Raw genomic sequence first — 15198 nt, forward strand, 5'->3', positions numbered from 1 at the left:
CGCCACCCATGCCGCCGGTGGCGCCTGCGCCGCCCATGCCGCCGGTGGCGCCCGCGCCGCCCATGCCGCCGGTGGCGCCCGTGCCGCCCATGCCGCCGGTGGCGCCCGCGCCGCCCGTGCCGCCGGGGTTTCCCGATGGATTCGAGCTCTCGTCGCCGCCGCAGGCGGCGAGCACGGCGAGGGAGAGCGCGGGAATCGAAGCCAAGAGCAAACGTCTCATGAAAGACCTCCGCGCGCGATGCTACCTCAGAATGGCGGCTCGGGAAGCTCGAACTCGGCGAGCGCGCTCCGGTCCTCGACCTCGCGTTTCTTGTTGCGCAGATACACCGCCTCGCGCCAGCCGTGATCCAGCACGGTCCAGGCCGCGAGGCTCGCCTTCGTGATCACGTCGATCCGCTTGCCGAAGCGCGCGATCACCTCCCAGTCGATTTCGACGCCGAGCCCCGGCTCGTCCGGGATCCGGAGGCGACCCTCGGCGTCGCGCAAAATGCCGTTGCGAATGAACCGCGCCCATTGCGGCATCTGCCAGTAGCGATCGTGCGGCAGCTCGAAGAGGCCACGCTCCTTCTGCGGGAGCAGGCCGAAGAGATGGAGGTTCACCGCGAAGCCGAGGCCGTTCGTGAACGTGTGCGGCGTGTACCGGAGCGGCCGGGTCTCCGGCCCCCGCGCGGCGTTGCGCCGGCGAATTTCGCGCACGAGCCAGCGGACGACGCTCACGCCGCCCGCGTACGTGCCGCCCGCGAGCACCGCGTCGGGCTGATAGACGTCGAGGCTCTCGGCGTCGAGCATCGACCGGAATTCGCGCCATGAAGGCGTGACCTCGCCGCCCGCGATCGGGACCTTCGATCGTGCGCGGAGACGCGCGAGCGCCTCGTGATCGGCTCGGTGGAGCGGCTCTTCGAGCCACGACGGCCGATACGGCGCGATGGCCTCGGCGAACCTCTCGGCGAATTCCTCGTCCCAGCGCGGGCTCTTCTCGACGAGCTCCACGGGCCAGCCGAGATTCGCGTCGACCATGAGCTCCATCGAATCGCCCGCCGCGTCTCGCGCAGCCGCGACGACGTCGACCATTCGCGCGAGGTCGTCGCTCTTCACGCGGATCTTCACGCCGGCGAACCCCTCGTTCCGGCGCTCCGTGACGAGCTCGGCCACGGCGCGCGGGTCGTGGTCGTGGTTCGAGCCGAGCGACGCATACGGCACGGCGAACCCGCCCTCGCCGCCGAGGACCTTCCATAACGGCTCGCGGCGAATCTTGCCGACGAGATCCCAGAACGCCGCGTCGATCCATCCATTGCGCATGCCGAGGATCGAGAACTCCTCGATGCGCTGGTTCACGAGGCGCATGTCGAGCGGGTTCAATCCGAGCAGGTAGGCGCCGAGCAAGGCGCCGAGCGACTCGCGCTCGCGGCCCATCGCGGGGATTGCCGCGACGCCGTCGATCCCCGCGTCGGTCACGAGGCGCAGCAGGTACAGGCGCAGGTCGATCTGGTGGTAGCCGGGGATCCAGTTCGGTTCGAAGACGACGCGATCGTCGAAGAACCCCGGCCGATCCCCGGAGAGCGGGATCTTGACGTAATAGAGCTCGATCCGCTCGATCTTCATGGTGGGCTCCTGCCCTTCCGGACAACGGCGGCTGCCCCTGGTTTCTGACACTTCTTCTTGGCGGCGCGCGCGCGTTTGGGCAAGATCCGCGCGCTCGATCTCGCCCCCCGGAAGGTCTTTTTGCGCGTATCCTTCGCCCCTCGCATCGTGCTCCCTTGGGTGCTCCTCGCCTGCGGGAACGTCCCGCCGCCGGAGCCCATGCCCGCGCCGCTTCTGCCGGTCGCTCTGCCCGGGGCGGCGCCGCGGGTCGATCCCTCACGCCCGCTCGAAGGCCGCGCGCTCGAGAACGTCGTCGCATTCGCGCAGCTCTACAATGCCGTGCGATTCTTCCACCCGAGCGACGAGGCCGCGCGGGCCGATTGGAGCGCGATCGCCGTGGACGGCGCGAGGCGCGTCGAAGGGGCCGCGTCGGCGGAGGAGCTCGCGCAGATCCTCGGAGACGTCTTCGGCCCCGTGGCGCCGACGCTCCGCGTGTCCCCGTCGGGCCTCCGGCAAGATGTGCCCGAGGCGATCACGCCGCCGAAGGACGGGTCGAAGCCGAAGATCGTCGCCTGGCGGCACGAAGGGGTCGATCTGCGGATGGGGGAGGGGGATCCGGTCTTTCGGAGCGAGCGCGTGAACGACCCGGATCGGCTCCCGGGCGAGGTTTACGAGGTCGAGCTCAGCGGTGTCTCGTGCAAGCTGCCGCTCACGCTCCTCGCCGACGAGCGCGGGACGTTGCCGCACGGCGACGCCGCGCCCGCTGCGCCTCCGCCGGAAGGTGTTTCCCCGACGCTCGCGTATTCGTTGAAGGACCGGGAGACCCGCCTCGCTGATATCGTCATGGCCTGGGGCGTCATGCAGCATTTTCATCCGTACTTCGACGTCGTCGAGACGAATTGGCCCGCCGTGTTGCGGAAGAGTTTGTCCGAGGCGGCCACGGCCCTCGACGAGCAGGCCATGGTGGTGGCCATGGAGCGCATGCTGGTGCAGCTCCACGACGGACAGGCGAGCGTGACGCGTATGCTGAAGCAGTCCGAGGGGCCGCCCATTCCCGAAGCGGCGACGCGCGGGTTTTTGCCGCTCGATTTCGCCTGGGTCGAAGAGAAGCTCGTCGTGACGAGCGTGCATCCGAGCGCGGGGGCCGAGGTTCGTCCGGGCGATATCGTCGTCGCGATCGGCAACAAGCCGGTCGACGCGTGGATGGCGGTGTTCGAGCCGCGGACGCCGGCCGCGACGCCGGCATGGAGGAGGCTCGTCGCGACGCGGCCCTTGCGCATGGGGCCGAAGGACGCGACCGCCTCCGTGACGCTGAAGCACGAGGGTGGCGAGCCTGTGACGGTGCAGTTGAAACTCTCGCTCGGCATGATGGATCGATGGCCGCAGGAAAAGAGGCCGGCATCCATTGCGGAGGTCGGGGCCGGGATCTCGTACGTCGATCTCGAGCGCGTGACGGCGGCGCAATTCGAGGCCGCGTTGCCCACGCTGGCGAAGGCGAGTGCCGTGATCTTCGATCTGCGCGGCGATCCCAAGCTCGAGCCCGACACGCTCGGGCACCTCACCTCGAAGCGAATCGCGGGGCCGCCGTGGCAGATCCCGCAGGTCGTCCGGCCAAACCGCGAGGGGCTCACGTACAAGGAGATCCGGTGGTTCGTCGAGCCGAAGGCGCCGCGGCTCGGCGGACGGATCGCGTTCTTGACGGACGAGAGGGCGGCAGGCCGGGCCGAGACGTGGCTCAGCATGGTCGACCATGACAACCTCGGGAAGATCGTCGGTTCGTCGACGGCGGGCACGAATGGCAATGTCAACGCGTTCGCCGTGCCCGGCGGGCTCGTGATCCGCTGGACCGGCGCGCGGGTCTTGCGCCACGACGGCTCACGTTTCCACGGCGTGGGCGTGCGCGCGCACGTGCCCGCGAGGAGGACCGTGAAGGGCATCCGCGAGGGGCGCGACGAGGTGCTGGAGATGGGAATCGGGGTCGTATCGGGGAAGGTGAAATGAACGCTCAGGGGTGGAGCCGCTCGCAGCGCCACCCGTCGCCTTCGCGGACGTAGGCGAAGCGGTCGTGCAGGCGGCTGTCCTTGCCAAACCAGAATTCGATCCGGTCGGGGACCACGCGATATCCGCTCCAGTGCGGCGGCCTCGGGACGGGGCCGCCTTCGAAGCGAGCGGTCAGCTCGGCGACGCGCGCCTCGAGCTCTTCGCGCGACGCGAGCGGGCGGCTCTGATCCGAGGCCCAGGCGCCGATCTGGCTGCTCCGCGCGCGCGAGGCGAAGTAGGCGTCCGCCTCCTCGACGGAGACGGGCTCGACGCGGCCCTCGACGCGGATCTGCTCGGCGGCCTTCGGCCAGTGAATGCAGAGCGCGGCGTAGGGATTTTTCGCGAGCGCCCGGCCCTTGCGGCTCTCCAGGTTCGTGTAGAAAGAAAAACCGCGCTCGTCCGCGCTCTTCAAGAGGACCATTCGCGCCGAGGGCCGGCCGTCCTCGTCGACGGTGGCGAGGGTCATGGCCGTGGGGTCGTGGTCCTCGTGGTCCTGCGCGCGGGCGAACGCCTCGCGGAACGCGGCAATGGGGTCCGATGCGGGATGGCTCATCGCGGCGCAGCATAGGGGCCGGGTGACTGTTGGAAAAGGGCGAAACGTCACCCGCCCCCTGACAGAAGCGGCCCCGGGGACGATGTGTTCGGGGGCGGGGAGGGGCGTCATGATGTGGAAGGACCGGGACGAGGCAGGAGAGCAGCTCGGGCAGCACCTGCGGGGCATCGGCGGGCTCGAAGGAGCGGTGGTGCTCGGCATTCCGCGCGGCGGCGTGGTCGTCGCGGCGTGCGTGGCCGAGGCGCTCGGCGGCGAGCTCGGCGTGATCGTGGCGCGCAAGCTGCGCGCGCCGCACCAGCCCGAGCTCGCGATTGGCGCGGTCGCCTCCGATGGCTCGGTCTGGGTCGAGCCGCGCGCGCTGCGGGTGCTCGGCGTGGACCCGGAGTACCTCGAAGCCGAGCGAATGCATCAATCGGAGGAAGCGCGGCGGCGGGAGGCGCTCTTCGGCGGGCACCGGCCCTCGCTCGCCGGGCGGCCGGTCATCGTGGTGGACGACGGCATCGCGACGGGCGCGACGGCGATGGCGGCGCTGCGGGCCGCGCGGGCGGCGGGGGCGACGACGGTCGTGCTGGCGGCGCCGGTGGCCTCGCCGGAGCGGGCCGACATGCTGCGCGGCGAGGCGGATCTCGTGGTTTGCCTGATCGAGGATCCGAATCTTTATGCCGTGGGCCAGTATTACGAGGATTTCCGGGCCATCGAGGACGACGAGGTCATGAGCCTGCTCGAGAGCCACGGCAGGAAGCCCTCGACGGAAAGGCGAACGTCGACGCGCGGCATGGCGCGCCGGCCGAGCGGCGCGTGAGGGCAGGCCTCGCCGCGTTGGTGCGGGTGCGGAAAGGAAATGTTCAGAAAAATGACGATTCGGAACGTTGGGGCCGTCATGGCCCCTACCGTCGTATCATTGCCGCGTCCGTTTTCCTTGTCGGGAGGGTCCGCAATCCGGGTGCTCCGCCACACCCGAACGCTGTCCGGCGGACCTGCATGCATGCCGCACGAAATGCCTGTGACGCGGCGCTTCCCTGAACGACGCGGCTAGGGTAGGGTGCGGGGCTCCCGTGGAGGTCCGTCGATGAGGTTCGTTGCGCTCGCCGTGGTCACGCTCGCCGTGGCGTGGCCCGTCGTGAGCTTCGCCGAAGCCTGAGGCGCCTGAAGCAACCCGAACCTGCCGGTCGGCGGGTCCGAAGTGCGAGCGTTCGAGCCCGGGAGGCTCGAGCTGCGGCTGGGTGCGTCCGGGCTCGCCGGTTCGGCGGGGCATCTCGCGGAGTGCCCTGACCTCGGGCCCGCGTGCGCCGAGACGCCGCCGCCCGTGCCGTACCACCACCACGTCGCGCTGTGGATGACGGACGTGACGGCGGACGTGTCGTACCAGATCACGCCGTGGCTCGCGGCCGAGGCGCGTTTGCTGCTGCGCGTCGTGAATACGACGCCCACGTATTCGGAGATCGACGGCACGCCGAAGCTCGTCCCCGACGACATTCACCACCACGATCGGACGATCGCAGGGCCCGGGGATCCGTGGCTCCTCGCGCGGTTCTCGGGCAGCGTCGGCAAGCTCTCGTCGGCGGCGCGGCTCGGCCTGTCGTTTCCGCTCGGGCGAACGGAGCCGGATCCGTACCGGCTCGGCGCGGCAGGCGAATGGCACGAGCATACGCAGCTCGGGACGGGGACGTTCGTGCCGATCGTGGGCGTCGGGCTCACGTATGCGTTTTCGCGCGTGGAGATCTCGGCCTCGGCGCTGGGGCTCTTCAGCGTGTACGAGAATGACCAGGGCTTCCGCGCGCCGACCCGCATCTTCGGCGGCACGCGCGTGGGTGTGCCGCTCCTCGAAGGGACCGTCACGCCGTATGCGACGGTGGATCTCGCCCACGAGAGCGCGGAGATCTGGAACGGCGCGTATGCGCTGGAAGGATTCAATGCGCGCACGGATGTGCTCGTCGGCCTCGGGGCCACGTGGAGGATCACGCCCGCGTGGACGCTCGAAGGCAGCGTGCGGGCGCGGGTCTTGCGGCTGACGGACGCCGCCGCGTTCAATTATCCAGGAATGGCGCAGCTCTCGATCTCACGCGCCTGGGATCTCGGCGCCGAGGACGAAGACGAGCACGGGCACGCGGGCGAGGATTCACACGGGCACGGGCACGATCACTGAGCGGGCATTCCGTCGTAGACCTTCGGATCGCCCTGGCGAATCTCGAACAACCGGTCGGCGACCGACGTTCTCGAATCGCGCGCGGAAAATGAGGAAGGAGAGGGCCGATCGGAATCTTCGCAGCATCCCGCGATGGTATCCGAAGGGGCCCCGCGCGAGGCCGGCGCGCGCGGCTGCGTTTTCGCCCTTCGCGCCGCGCGCTCGCCGTGCTTGGCTCGCGTCCGAGGAGGCCGGAAGACCATGAAAGCCATGTCGCTCGTGCTCGTCGCCTTTGCAGCGCTTGCCCTCGCTGGTTGCGAGGACAAGGCCAAACCCTCGGCGGATCCCTCCGCGGCGAAGCCCGCGGAGAGCGCCAAGCCCGCGGCGAGCGCCGCGCCGGCGGCCAAGCCGGCCGCGACGGGAGAGGGCGGCTGGTAGGAATCGAAGCGCGGCGATGAATCGCGAGAGAGGCGGATCTCGCCGCGTTGCGCATCTCGGGCTGCTGGTCCTCGGTCTCGCGCTGAGCACGGGGTGCAAGCGGGAGGATCCGCCCGCGGAGACGACGAGCGTCGCCGAGCCGGATCCGCTGCCGGAGCTACGTGCGTTCGAGGCTTCGCGAAGGGCCGCGACCGATTTCGCGTCCCTTCCGCCGAGCGATGCCTCGTTCGGCGCCGATCCCTACGCGATCGCCGCACTGCCGGGCGGTGAACGGTTCGTCGCGCTGCTCCGCGGGCGGGATGCGATCGTGGTGCTCGACGCGTCGATGCGTGAGCTCGCGCGCATGCCCGCGCCTGGATCGCCGAGCGGGCTCGCCGTGACGCCCGACGGCCGCGCCGTGCTCGTCGTGGGCGAGCGGGGCGACGGCATCACGCGCTTCGCGATCCAGGAGGCCGCACCGTACCTCGCGCCGAGCGGCCGTTTCGGGCTCGGGGGGATGCGGGCGCTGCGTGACGTCGCGGCGGGGCCCGAGGGCGTCGTGTACGCGGTCGAGGAGCACGAGGGGCGCCTCGTGATGCTCTGGCCCAAGGGGGAAGAAGGGCCGGAGGGGGAGATCGCGGCGCTCCGGGAATACGCGGCGATCGGAGGCGGGCCGATCCACGTGGAGCGTGTGGGCTCGTTCGTCGTGGTCGATGCGCTCCACGCACATGCGCTCGTGATCCGGCCGGTGGACGAGGCGGGGCGCGCGCTCGCGGAGGGCGAGGCGCGGATCGCGCATGACGGGCCGATCTGGGGTTTTTCCGCGGTGCCCGACGGCGAAGGGATGTTCGTGCTCGCGGGCGGCGTCGAGGATCACCCGCTCGATCGGCGCGGCGGGTTTTTCGGGTACATCGACTCGTTCGTCTTCTTGTACCGCGTGGAGCGCGGCGCGGCGCGGCTGCTCTCCGCGGTGAACGTGGGCGATCTCGGCGTGGTGACGCCGAAGGCGCTGCACCTCGCGAAGGAGAAGGACGGCACGCTCGTGGCGCTCGTCACGGGGTACGGCGGCGAGACGGCGGCGCGGCTCGTGTTCGAGGCGAGCGGGAAAACGCAGGCGATCCCGCCGAAGACGAGCCCGCTTTTGCCGGGCACGCGCGACCTCGTGATGCTGCCCGGCGGCGGGTTCGTCGGGGCGAACCCTCTGCTCGACGCGTTCGTGATCGTGCGTCCGGACGAACCACGCGAGAGGATCGTGCCGGTCGTGGATGGGGACGGCCCTCGGCCGCCGAGCGCGGAGGCGCGGCTCGGCGAGGCGCTCTTCTTCACGAATTTGATGGCCCCGGAGAACGGCACCGAGGACGCGCACAGCCGCTTCACGTGCGAGACGTGCCACTTCGAGGGCTACGTCGACGGGCGCGTGCACCACACGGGCCGCGGCGAGGTGCGTGTCGTGACGAAGCCGCTCCTCGGCCTCTTCAACAACCGGCCGCATTTCTCGCGCGCGCTCGATCCGGACCTGTCCGCGGTCGCGCATGCCGAGTTCCGCGTGGCGGGCGCAGGGAGCGGGCATTCGCCGTGGTTCTCGCTCGACGCCCGAACGCACCCCGTGCTCGCCGCGCTCGGCCGATCGGACACAGAGCCGGCCGATCCGCTCACGCTCCGCCGCGCGCTCATGACGTTCCTGATGGGCTTTTCGCACCGGCAGAACCCGAGGAGCGCGGGGCAAACCTCGTTTTCGGAGTTCGAACGCGAGGGCGCGAAGCTCTTCGAGGCGCGCTGCGAAGGTTGCCACGAGGCGCGGCTCTCGGCCGACGAGAAGGGCAGTCGGCTGCCCTTCGAGCGCTGGGAGAGCCTGATTTTCACGCCTGCGGGGCCGATCGTTTGGGCCTCGAACGAATACCGGAAGACGGGCGTCGTCCCCTACGTGCACGAGCGGGGCGCGCGCGTGCCGTCGCTGCGAAGGCTCGGCAAGAAGCGCCCGTACCTGACGAGCGGCGCGGCGAAGGACCTCGGCGATCTCCTGGCGCGGGCGCGCTGGTCCTCGGAAGGCGTGTTCTTCCACGACGGTGCGCCGGAGGGCGCCGCGGGGCTCGAAGCGCGAGAGCGCGAGGCGCTGTGGTCGTTTTTGGAGCTGCTCTGACGGGCGAAGGGGCGTCCCTTGGAGGTCAAACCTTCAGGCTCGTCGGGCTCTTGCCTGCGGCCGCGGTGTCCACCGTGCTCCCTTCCATCTGCGCGCCGCGACGAACCCGGCGCGACACGTCGGTCCAGAGCACGACGAAGGCGATCATCGAGCCGTTCATGGCGATGGAGATCGCGTTGAACCCGGCACCAGGCCGCGCATCGAGGAACAGGAGGAGGAGCCCGCCGAGCACGGGGAGCGTCGGGAGCCAGAGGAAGGGCGATCGGACGCCGGAGAGGAACGCGAAGAGGGGCGTGCCCACCGCGAGCATGTACACCTCGCGCCGCATGAGCAGGTCCGTCGGCTCGCCGTGCAAGAGCCCCATGCTGCGGCTCGCGAGCACCCCCGCGAGCAGGACGCCGAGGGTGCCGACCATCGTGCGGTGAAACTGGTTCCTGAGCAGCGTTTTTCGAAACACCGCGACGCCGACCCCGAACACCCCGAGCACGCAGAGCGCCATCATGACGAGCTTCGGAGGCGGCGGCGCGGGCGTGGGGCCGGCGTGGAAGAACCTCCGTCCGCTCCAGATGACGACCATCGTGGTGGTGGCGAGCGCGAAGACGAGCCGGGATCGGCCCTGCGCCGCAGGGTCGGTGGTCGGATCCTGTTCGAGCACCTCGATGAGGCCGTTCATGTCGGCGAACCGATCCGCGGGGTTCGTCGAGAGGCCACGGAGGAGCGCCGCGTGCAGGCGGGGCGAGTGGATGTCGCGCTCGGGCGGCGGCGCGACGCGGCCTTCGAGCACGTTCCCGAAGAGCTTGGTCCATTCGGTGCCGAAGGGGTGGACGCGGTAGAGCGCCTCGTACAGCGCGACGCAGAAGCTCCACTGATCGGAGCGGGCATCCACGGGATCCCGCAGGATCTGCTCGGGTGACATGTACGCCGGGGTCCCCACGAGCGCGCCGGTCTCCGTGAGCTTTGCGTCGCCCTGGGGGATCGGCGCGGGTTTCACGGCGGGATCACGCGTTGCGGAGGCCTCGCCCGCGCCGGCGAAGGCGATGCCGAAATCGAGGATGCGGACGCGCCCGTCCTTGCCGACGATCGCGTTCTGCGGCTTGAAATCCCGGTGCACGATCCCCGCCTCGTGCGCGGCGCGGAGCCCGCGCGCGGCCTGCGCGTAACACGCGACGATCTCGTCCTGGGTTCGTCCCGGCGCGTCTTGCCAGTCGCGGAGCGTGACGCCGTCGACGTACTCCATCGCCAGGTACACGCGTCCGCCGAAGACGCCGACCTCGTAGAGCGCCACGACGTTGGGGTGCGACAGGCGCGCGAGGGCCTGCGCTTCCCGCATGAACCGGCGCTGCGCCTGCTCGCTTTCGGCCACCGTGGCGTGCACGAGCTTGATCGCGACGCGGCGATCGAGCTGCTCGTCGTACGCGACGAAGACCTCGCCCATGCCGCCCTCGCCGAGCTTGCGGAGCACCGAGAACCGGCCGATCACGAGGTCCCGGAACGCGCTCGCCACGAGGATCTCGGCGTCCGCTGGCTCGGGCTGGGCCGCGGAGGAGGGCGCGTCCGCGCCGGGGAACGTGGGTGCGAGCTCATCCACCCGAGGTCGCATGCCGGGAGCTTACGGCGTCGCGTCTTCGAGCGGCAACGTGAACCAGAAGCGCGCGCCCACACCAGGCTCGCTCTCGACGTGGATGGTGCCGCCGTGCGCGCGCACGAGGCCGTCGGCGATGAAGAGGCCGAGCCCGGTGCCGGAAGCCTTGTTCGTCTCGGCGTGGAAGTACCGATCGAAGACGTGCGGCAGGTGATCACTTCGGATCCCGGGCCCGCTGTCGGCGACGTCGATGCGCGCGAACGAGCCGTCCCGCGCGAGGCACAAGGTCACGAGGCCTCCCTCGGGCGTGAACTTGATCGCGTTTCCCACGAGGTTCCACAGCACCTGGAGCACGCGCTCGCGATCGATCCGCGCGAGGAGCGCCCCCTGGGGCAGCGCCTCCTCGATCTGGATGCCCTTCGGCGTCGCGAGCGGCCTGAAGTGCTCGAGCGCCTCGCGCACGACCGCGCACACGTCCTCGCGCCCGACCGAGAGCGCGAGCCCGCCCGTCTCGATGCGCGAGGCGTCGAGCAGGTCGCGGATCATGCGATCCATGCGGTCCGCCGAGCGCAGGATGAGCGCGGTCTTGTTCATGATCTGCGCGTCTTGCCCCGCGTGCCGCCCGATCTGCGTGGCGCCCAGCTTGATCGCGAAGAGCGGGTTGCGGAGATCGTGGGACACGATCGCGAGGAGGTCCTCCCGCGCCCGCACGGCCGCCTGGGACGCGCGGTAAAGCTGATCGTTTTCTTCCCGTGCGCGCCGCTCGACATCGTAGAGGCGCGCGCGCTCGAGGGCCTGCGCGCAGTGCTCCGCCACCGACTCCAGGAAGCGTTGCTCCACCTCGTCGAGCCGGCGCGTCCCCGCGAGCGAGAGCCCCATCGCCCCGAGCACGCGATCGTGCGCGATGAGCGGGAGCGCCGCGAAAGCGAGGCTCTTCTCGTCACGCGCCACCTCCCCGAGGTGCGGGTAGCGCGCGAGGTACTCCTCGACCGTCGAGAGGAAGATCGGCTGGCGAGCCCGCACGGCGTCCGTGAGGGGTACGCGCATCTCGAGCGGGATCAACTGAAAGGGGTCGACGACGCTCCCCGCATACCCCGCGGCCCGCGCGACCACGAGCGCCCCGCGCTTCTCGTCGAGCAGGAACACCGAGCCGGCGTGCGCGCCCATCTCGCTGCGCGCTTGCTCCACGACCACCTCGGCCACCTGCGCGGCGGTGAGCGCGAACGAGAGCCGCCGCGTGATCGAGTGCAGCCGCTTCGTGCGGTCCACGGCCGCGCGTGCGACGAGCGCCGCCTCTTGCTCCTCCCGGGCCGCTCGATCCGCCACGACCGCGAGCGCGATCCTCCGCGCGAGCTCCTCGGCCACCTTCAGGTCCGTGCCCACGACGCGCCGCTCCTTGCAGCTCGCCGCGAGCGTGATCGCCCCGAGCGCGCGCCCCTGCCAGATGATCGGCACGACCAGCCCCGCGGTGATCGTGACCGCGCGCATGACCGCGAGCGCCTCGTCGTCGCTCATCGTCGCGGCGAGCATTGCGTCCGAGGTCTCGGGCATGACCTGCGCCACGCCGCTGCGCATCACGCGCGCGAGCGGGCTCTTCGTCGAGTCGAGCGCCGGGCCCCTCTGCATGCACGGCTGCCGGAGGAGCGCGGCCTTCACGGGATCCTCGTGATCCACGGCGGCGAGCCGCGCGGCGCCCGCTTCGAGCAGGTGAACGAGGCAAAACCCTCGGATCCACTGGGCGGCGCGCGCAGCCACCGCGGCGAGCCGTGGCCCGAGATCCGTCGCGCTCCCGAGCGCTTGCCCCGCGTCGAGCAAGAGACCGAGCGACGCGTCCACGCGCCCTCGTTCCTCGACGCCGGCGACGCGGCCGATGCCGAGCGCGAGCGGCGCTTCGACGGCGGACAGGATCCCGAGCTCCGGCGCGTCCGGGAGGCGCGGCTCCCGATCGAAGAGCTCGAGGACGCCGATGAGCTCGCCGCCGAGGTGGATCGGGAACGCCACCGCCGTCCGCAGCGCGGCGGGCTCTGCGGCCTCCCGGCGCAAGAACAGCGGCTCGGCGGCGATCTCGGGCACGAACGTGGTCGCGCCGCGCGCCCAGGTGAGCCCAGGCAAACCCTCGCCATAACCGAACGTCCGCTGCGACGACGCCGCCTCGAACGCGGGCGCGATGGGCTCTTCCGGATCCTGCCACGCCCCGGCGCAGCGCAGCACGAAGGCCTCTCGATCGAGGCGCCAGGCGAGGGCCAGCGCGAAGCCCGAGAGACGCGCGACCTCACGCAGGATCGAGCGGATCGCGCTGTCGGGCGCCTCCTCGGAGAGGGCGCGCAGGGCTGCGATGGGCAGCTCGCGTGGCTCGACGTCGGCAATCAGCATGCAGAGGGAGGAATCGCATCGATGAAGCAGCGGGCCTTGCGAAGACGCGGCGCGCCTCGGCGACCGAGCCTCTTCCTAGGCTGGCCGCCTCCACGTCGCAACCCCCGTTTTCCCCCGCACGCCGAGCTCGAGCGAGCCGGGATGCTTTGATCTCCAACAACCCGCTCGGCCCGTTTGCTCGTCGTCAAGGCACCTTGGCGTGCAGGACGGCGATCGCGTCGAGATCGAAGCCCGCGTTCGGCGCCGCGCCGATGCCCTGGAGATCGCGGATGCGGACGAACCGAGCCTCGCTCACCCCGAGCTCCGCGAGGTCGAACGTGTCGCCGCCGGACACGCTGGGATCGAGGGAAGAGATGCCCAGATCGCCGTTCGCGAAGACCGGCGAATACCCCGCGCAGCCCGCGGGCGGCTTCGCGTCCTCCGCGCAAGGGAACACGTGCCAGGTCTCGCCGTCGGCGCTGACGGAGACCTCGGCGAGCTCTGCGTACACATTGTTCGGATCGCCCGACGCGAAGAACGCGTTCTCGAACACCACGAAGTCCGGGCCTTCGCCATCGATGATCGTGTTGCCGCCGAAGCCGAGCACGATCGATCCGCCCCGGCCGAGCGAGAGCACGTCAAGCCCGCCCGATGTCGTGCCGTTGCCGAGCGGCTCGCCGTAGATGACCTCGGGGAACCGATCCGCACCGAAACCCGCGTCGTCGCCGGGCTCGAAGGCGACCACGCAGGACGCCGTCCGGGTCGCCGCGGCGTCCGCGGAGCAGGCATACGGCTCGTCCGTGGTGCTCGTCGAGCTCGCCGGCCCTTCGCCCCCACACCCCACGCCGGCGAGGCCCAGCGCGCCCAGGAAGACAACCACGACGCGGTGCACGGACCCTCGATACCAGGCCGCAGAGGGCGTGCAAAGGGGACCATCGCCGCTCCGCGGGATCCGTACTAGAAATCGTTCGTGCTTCGTCGCGCGCCTTTCCCCCGCCCCTCCGCCGCAGCCGTCGACAAGGCGAGGCGCTTGCTCGATCGTGCCCTCGGGCCTTCGAAGGTCATCACCTCGCCCGACGGATGCGAAGCGTACGCGGGAGACGAGTCCGATCAGGAGCCCGTGATCCCCGACGCGGTCGTCATCGCCGAGACGCCGGACGACATCCTCCGCGCGCTTTCGGCTGCAAATGAAGCCGAGGTCCCGATCGTCCCGCGTGGCGCGGGCAGCGGCAAATCCGGCGGCGCGGTGCCCGTCGGCGGAGGCATCGTCGTCACCACGCTCGGCATGAACGGCATCAAGGAGATCGATCGCGACGAGCTCGTCGCCGTCGTCGAGCCGGGCGTCATCCTCGGCGACTTTCACGCCGCGGTCGAGGCCGAGGGCCTCTTCTACCCGCCCGATCCGAACTCGCTCAAGATGTGCGCCCTCGGCGGCAACCTCGCCGAGAACGCGGGCGGCCCGCGCGCCTTCAAGTACGGCGTCACGCGCGAGTACGTGCTCGGCCTCGAAGCGCTCCTCGTCGATGGAACCCGCCTCCGCACCGGACGCCGCACCGTCAAGGGCGTCACGGGCTACGACGTCACGAGCTTGCTCGTCGGCAGCGAGGGCACGCTCGCGGTCTTCACCGAGGCAACGCTCCAGCTCATCCCGAAGCCCCCGAGCGTCGCCACGCTCCTCGGCCTCTTCGACACCGCGCTCGCCTCCGGCCGCGCCGTCTCCGCGATCATCGCGGCGGGCCTCGTCCCGCGTTGCCTCGAGCTGCTCGACGCGGGCGCGCTCTCGGCCGTCCGTGCCCGCGGCGTCCCCGTCGATGCGCGCGCCGGCGCGCTCCTGCTCATCGAGGTCGACGGCGATCCTGCCTCGTGCGAGGCCGCGATGGAGCGCATCGGCGAGGCGTGCGTGGCCGAGGGCGCGCTCGACGTCCTCGTCGCGCAGGACGCCGCGCAACGCGAGCGCCTCTGGGAAGCGCGCCGCGCGCTCTCTCCGGCCACACGCGCGATGGCCCGCTACAAGATCTCGGAGGACGTCGTCGTCCCTCGCACGCGCTTGCCCGACCTGCTCCGCGAGATCGATCGCATCAGCGAAGAGACCTCGATCCGCATGCTCTCCTACGGCCACGCGGGCGACGGCAACCTGCACGTGAACTTCCTCTGGGACGATCCCGACGCCGGTCTGCGCGTCGAGCGCGGCCTCGATCGCCTCTTCCGCGCCGTCGTCGGCATGCGCGGCACGCTCACGGGCGAGCATGGCGTCGGCACCTCCAAGGCCGAGTACTTGCCGCTCGAACAGAGCCCGGAGCTCATCGACCTGCAGCGGCGCTTGAAGGCCGTCTTCGATCCGAAGAACCTCTTGAACCCCCACAAGATCTTCCCCCGCCGCGGCCACGGGGTCTGCTAGAACGCCCCGC

General features: G+C 70.7%; 11 protein-coding genes and 1 pseudogene. 6 read left to right on the forward strand and 6 right to left on the reverse strand.

Annotated features, from left to right (window positions below; genetic code table 11):
• Together QHF85_RS14945 and QHF85_RS14950 are read right to left on the reverse strand one after the other, a co-directional pair.
• A pseudogene (locus QHF85_RS14945) lies at positions 1–220 on the reverse strand (hypothetical protein); the annotation flags it as partial.
• A 26-nt stretch (positions 221–246) separates the two neighbouring features.
• Entirely contained in the window at positions 247–1602 is a 1356-nt protein-coding gene (locus QHF85_RS14950) for an enolase C-terminal domain-like protein (protein ID WP_281327842.1), read from the reverse strand.
• Between the two features lie 147 nt (positions 1603–1749).
• On the opposite strand from QHF85_RS14950, the gene QHF85_RS14955 reads away from it, so the two are divergent.
• Positions 1750–3582, forward strand: coding sequence for a S41 family peptidase (locus QHF85_RS14955; protein WP_281327843.1), 1833 nt, complete (start codon positions 1750–1752; stop codon positions 3580–3582).
• Between the two features lie 4 nt (positions 3583–3586).
• Here QHF85_RS14955 and pdxH read toward each other — a convergent pair whose 3' ends face one another.
• Positions 3587–4174 carry a pyridoxamine 5'-phosphate oxidase gene (gene pdxH, locus QHF85_RS14960; RefSeq protein WP_281327844.1) on the reverse strand — a complete coding sequence of 196 codons (588 nt, stop codon included), beginning with the start codon at positions 4172–4174 and terminating at the stop codon, positions 3587–3589.
• 109 nt (positions 4175–4283) lie between these two features.
• On the opposite strand from pdxH, the gene QHF85_RS14965 reads away from it, so the two are divergent.
• The 4 genes from QHF85_RS14965 to QHF85_RS14980 all read left to right on the forward strand — a co-directional run bounded on the left by QHF85_RS14965 (position 4284) and on the right by QHF85_RS14980 (position 8856).
• The gene (locus tag QHF85_RS14965; protein ID WP_281327845.1) at positions 4284–4976 is read left to right on the forward strand and encodes a phosphoribosyltransferase family protein; all 693 of its coding nucleotides are present in this window, start codon (positions 4284–4286) and stop codon (positions 4974–4976) included.
• A 381-nt stretch (positions 4977–5357) separates the two neighbouring features.
• Positions 5358–6320 carry a hypothetical protein gene (locus QHF85_RS14970; protein WP_281327846.1) on the forward strand — a complete coding sequence of 321 codons (963 nt, stop codon included), beginning with the start codon at positions 5358–5360 and terminating at the stop codon, positions 6318–6320.
• 240 nt (positions 6321–6560) lie between these two features.
• Positions 6561–6737, forward strand: coding sequence for a hypothetical protein (locus QHF85_RS14975; RefSeq protein ID WP_281327847.1), 177 nt, complete (start codon positions 6561–6563; stop codon positions 6735–6737).
• Between the two features lie 16 nt (positions 6738–6753).
• Entirely contained in the window at positions 6754–8856 is a 2103-nt protein-coding gene (locus QHF85_RS14980; protein ID WP_281327848.1) for a hypothetical protein, read from the forward strand.
• A 25-nt stretch (positions 8857–8881) separates the two neighbouring features.
• Here QHF85_RS14980 and QHF85_RS14985 read toward each other — a convergent pair whose 3' ends face one another.
• The 3 genes from QHF85_RS14985 to QHF85_RS14995 form a co-directional block, all read right to left on the reverse strand.
• The gene (locus tag QHF85_RS14985; protein ID WP_281327849.1) at positions 8882–10456 is read right to left on the reverse strand and encodes a serine/threonine-protein kinase; all 1575 of its coding nucleotides are present in this window, start codon (positions 10454–10456) and stop codon (positions 8882–8884) included.
• Positions 10457–10465: 9 nt separating this feature from the next.
• Positions 10466–12811, reverse strand: a complete 2346-nt coding sequence (locus QHF85_RS14990; protein ID WP_281327850.1) for a GAF domain-containing protein — start codon at positions 12809–12811, stop codon at positions 10466–10468.
• Between the two features lie 184 nt (positions 12812–12995).
• Positions 12996–13682: a hypothetical protein gene (locus QHF85_RS14995; RefSeq protein WP_281327851.1), complete on the reverse strand. Its 687-nt coding sequence runs from the start codon at positions 13680–13682 to the stop codon at positions 12996–12998.
• A 78-nt stretch (positions 13683–13760) separates the two neighbouring features.
• Between QHF85_RS14995 and QHF85_RS15000 the strand changes: the two genes are divergently transcribed.
• Positions 13761–15188 carry an FAD-linked oxidase C-terminal domain-containing protein gene (locus QHF85_RS15000; RefSeq protein ID WP_281327852.1) on the forward strand — a complete coding sequence of 476 codons (1428 nt, stop codon included), beginning with the start codon at positions 13761–13763 and terminating at the stop codon, positions 15186–15188.
• Positions 15189–15198: the final 10 nt, after the last annotated feature.

Origin of the sequence: Polyangium sp. 6x1 (assembly GCF_029946515.1) — a bacterium.
GTDB lineage: Bacteria > Myxococcota_A > Polyangia > Polyangiales > Polyangiaceae > Polyangium.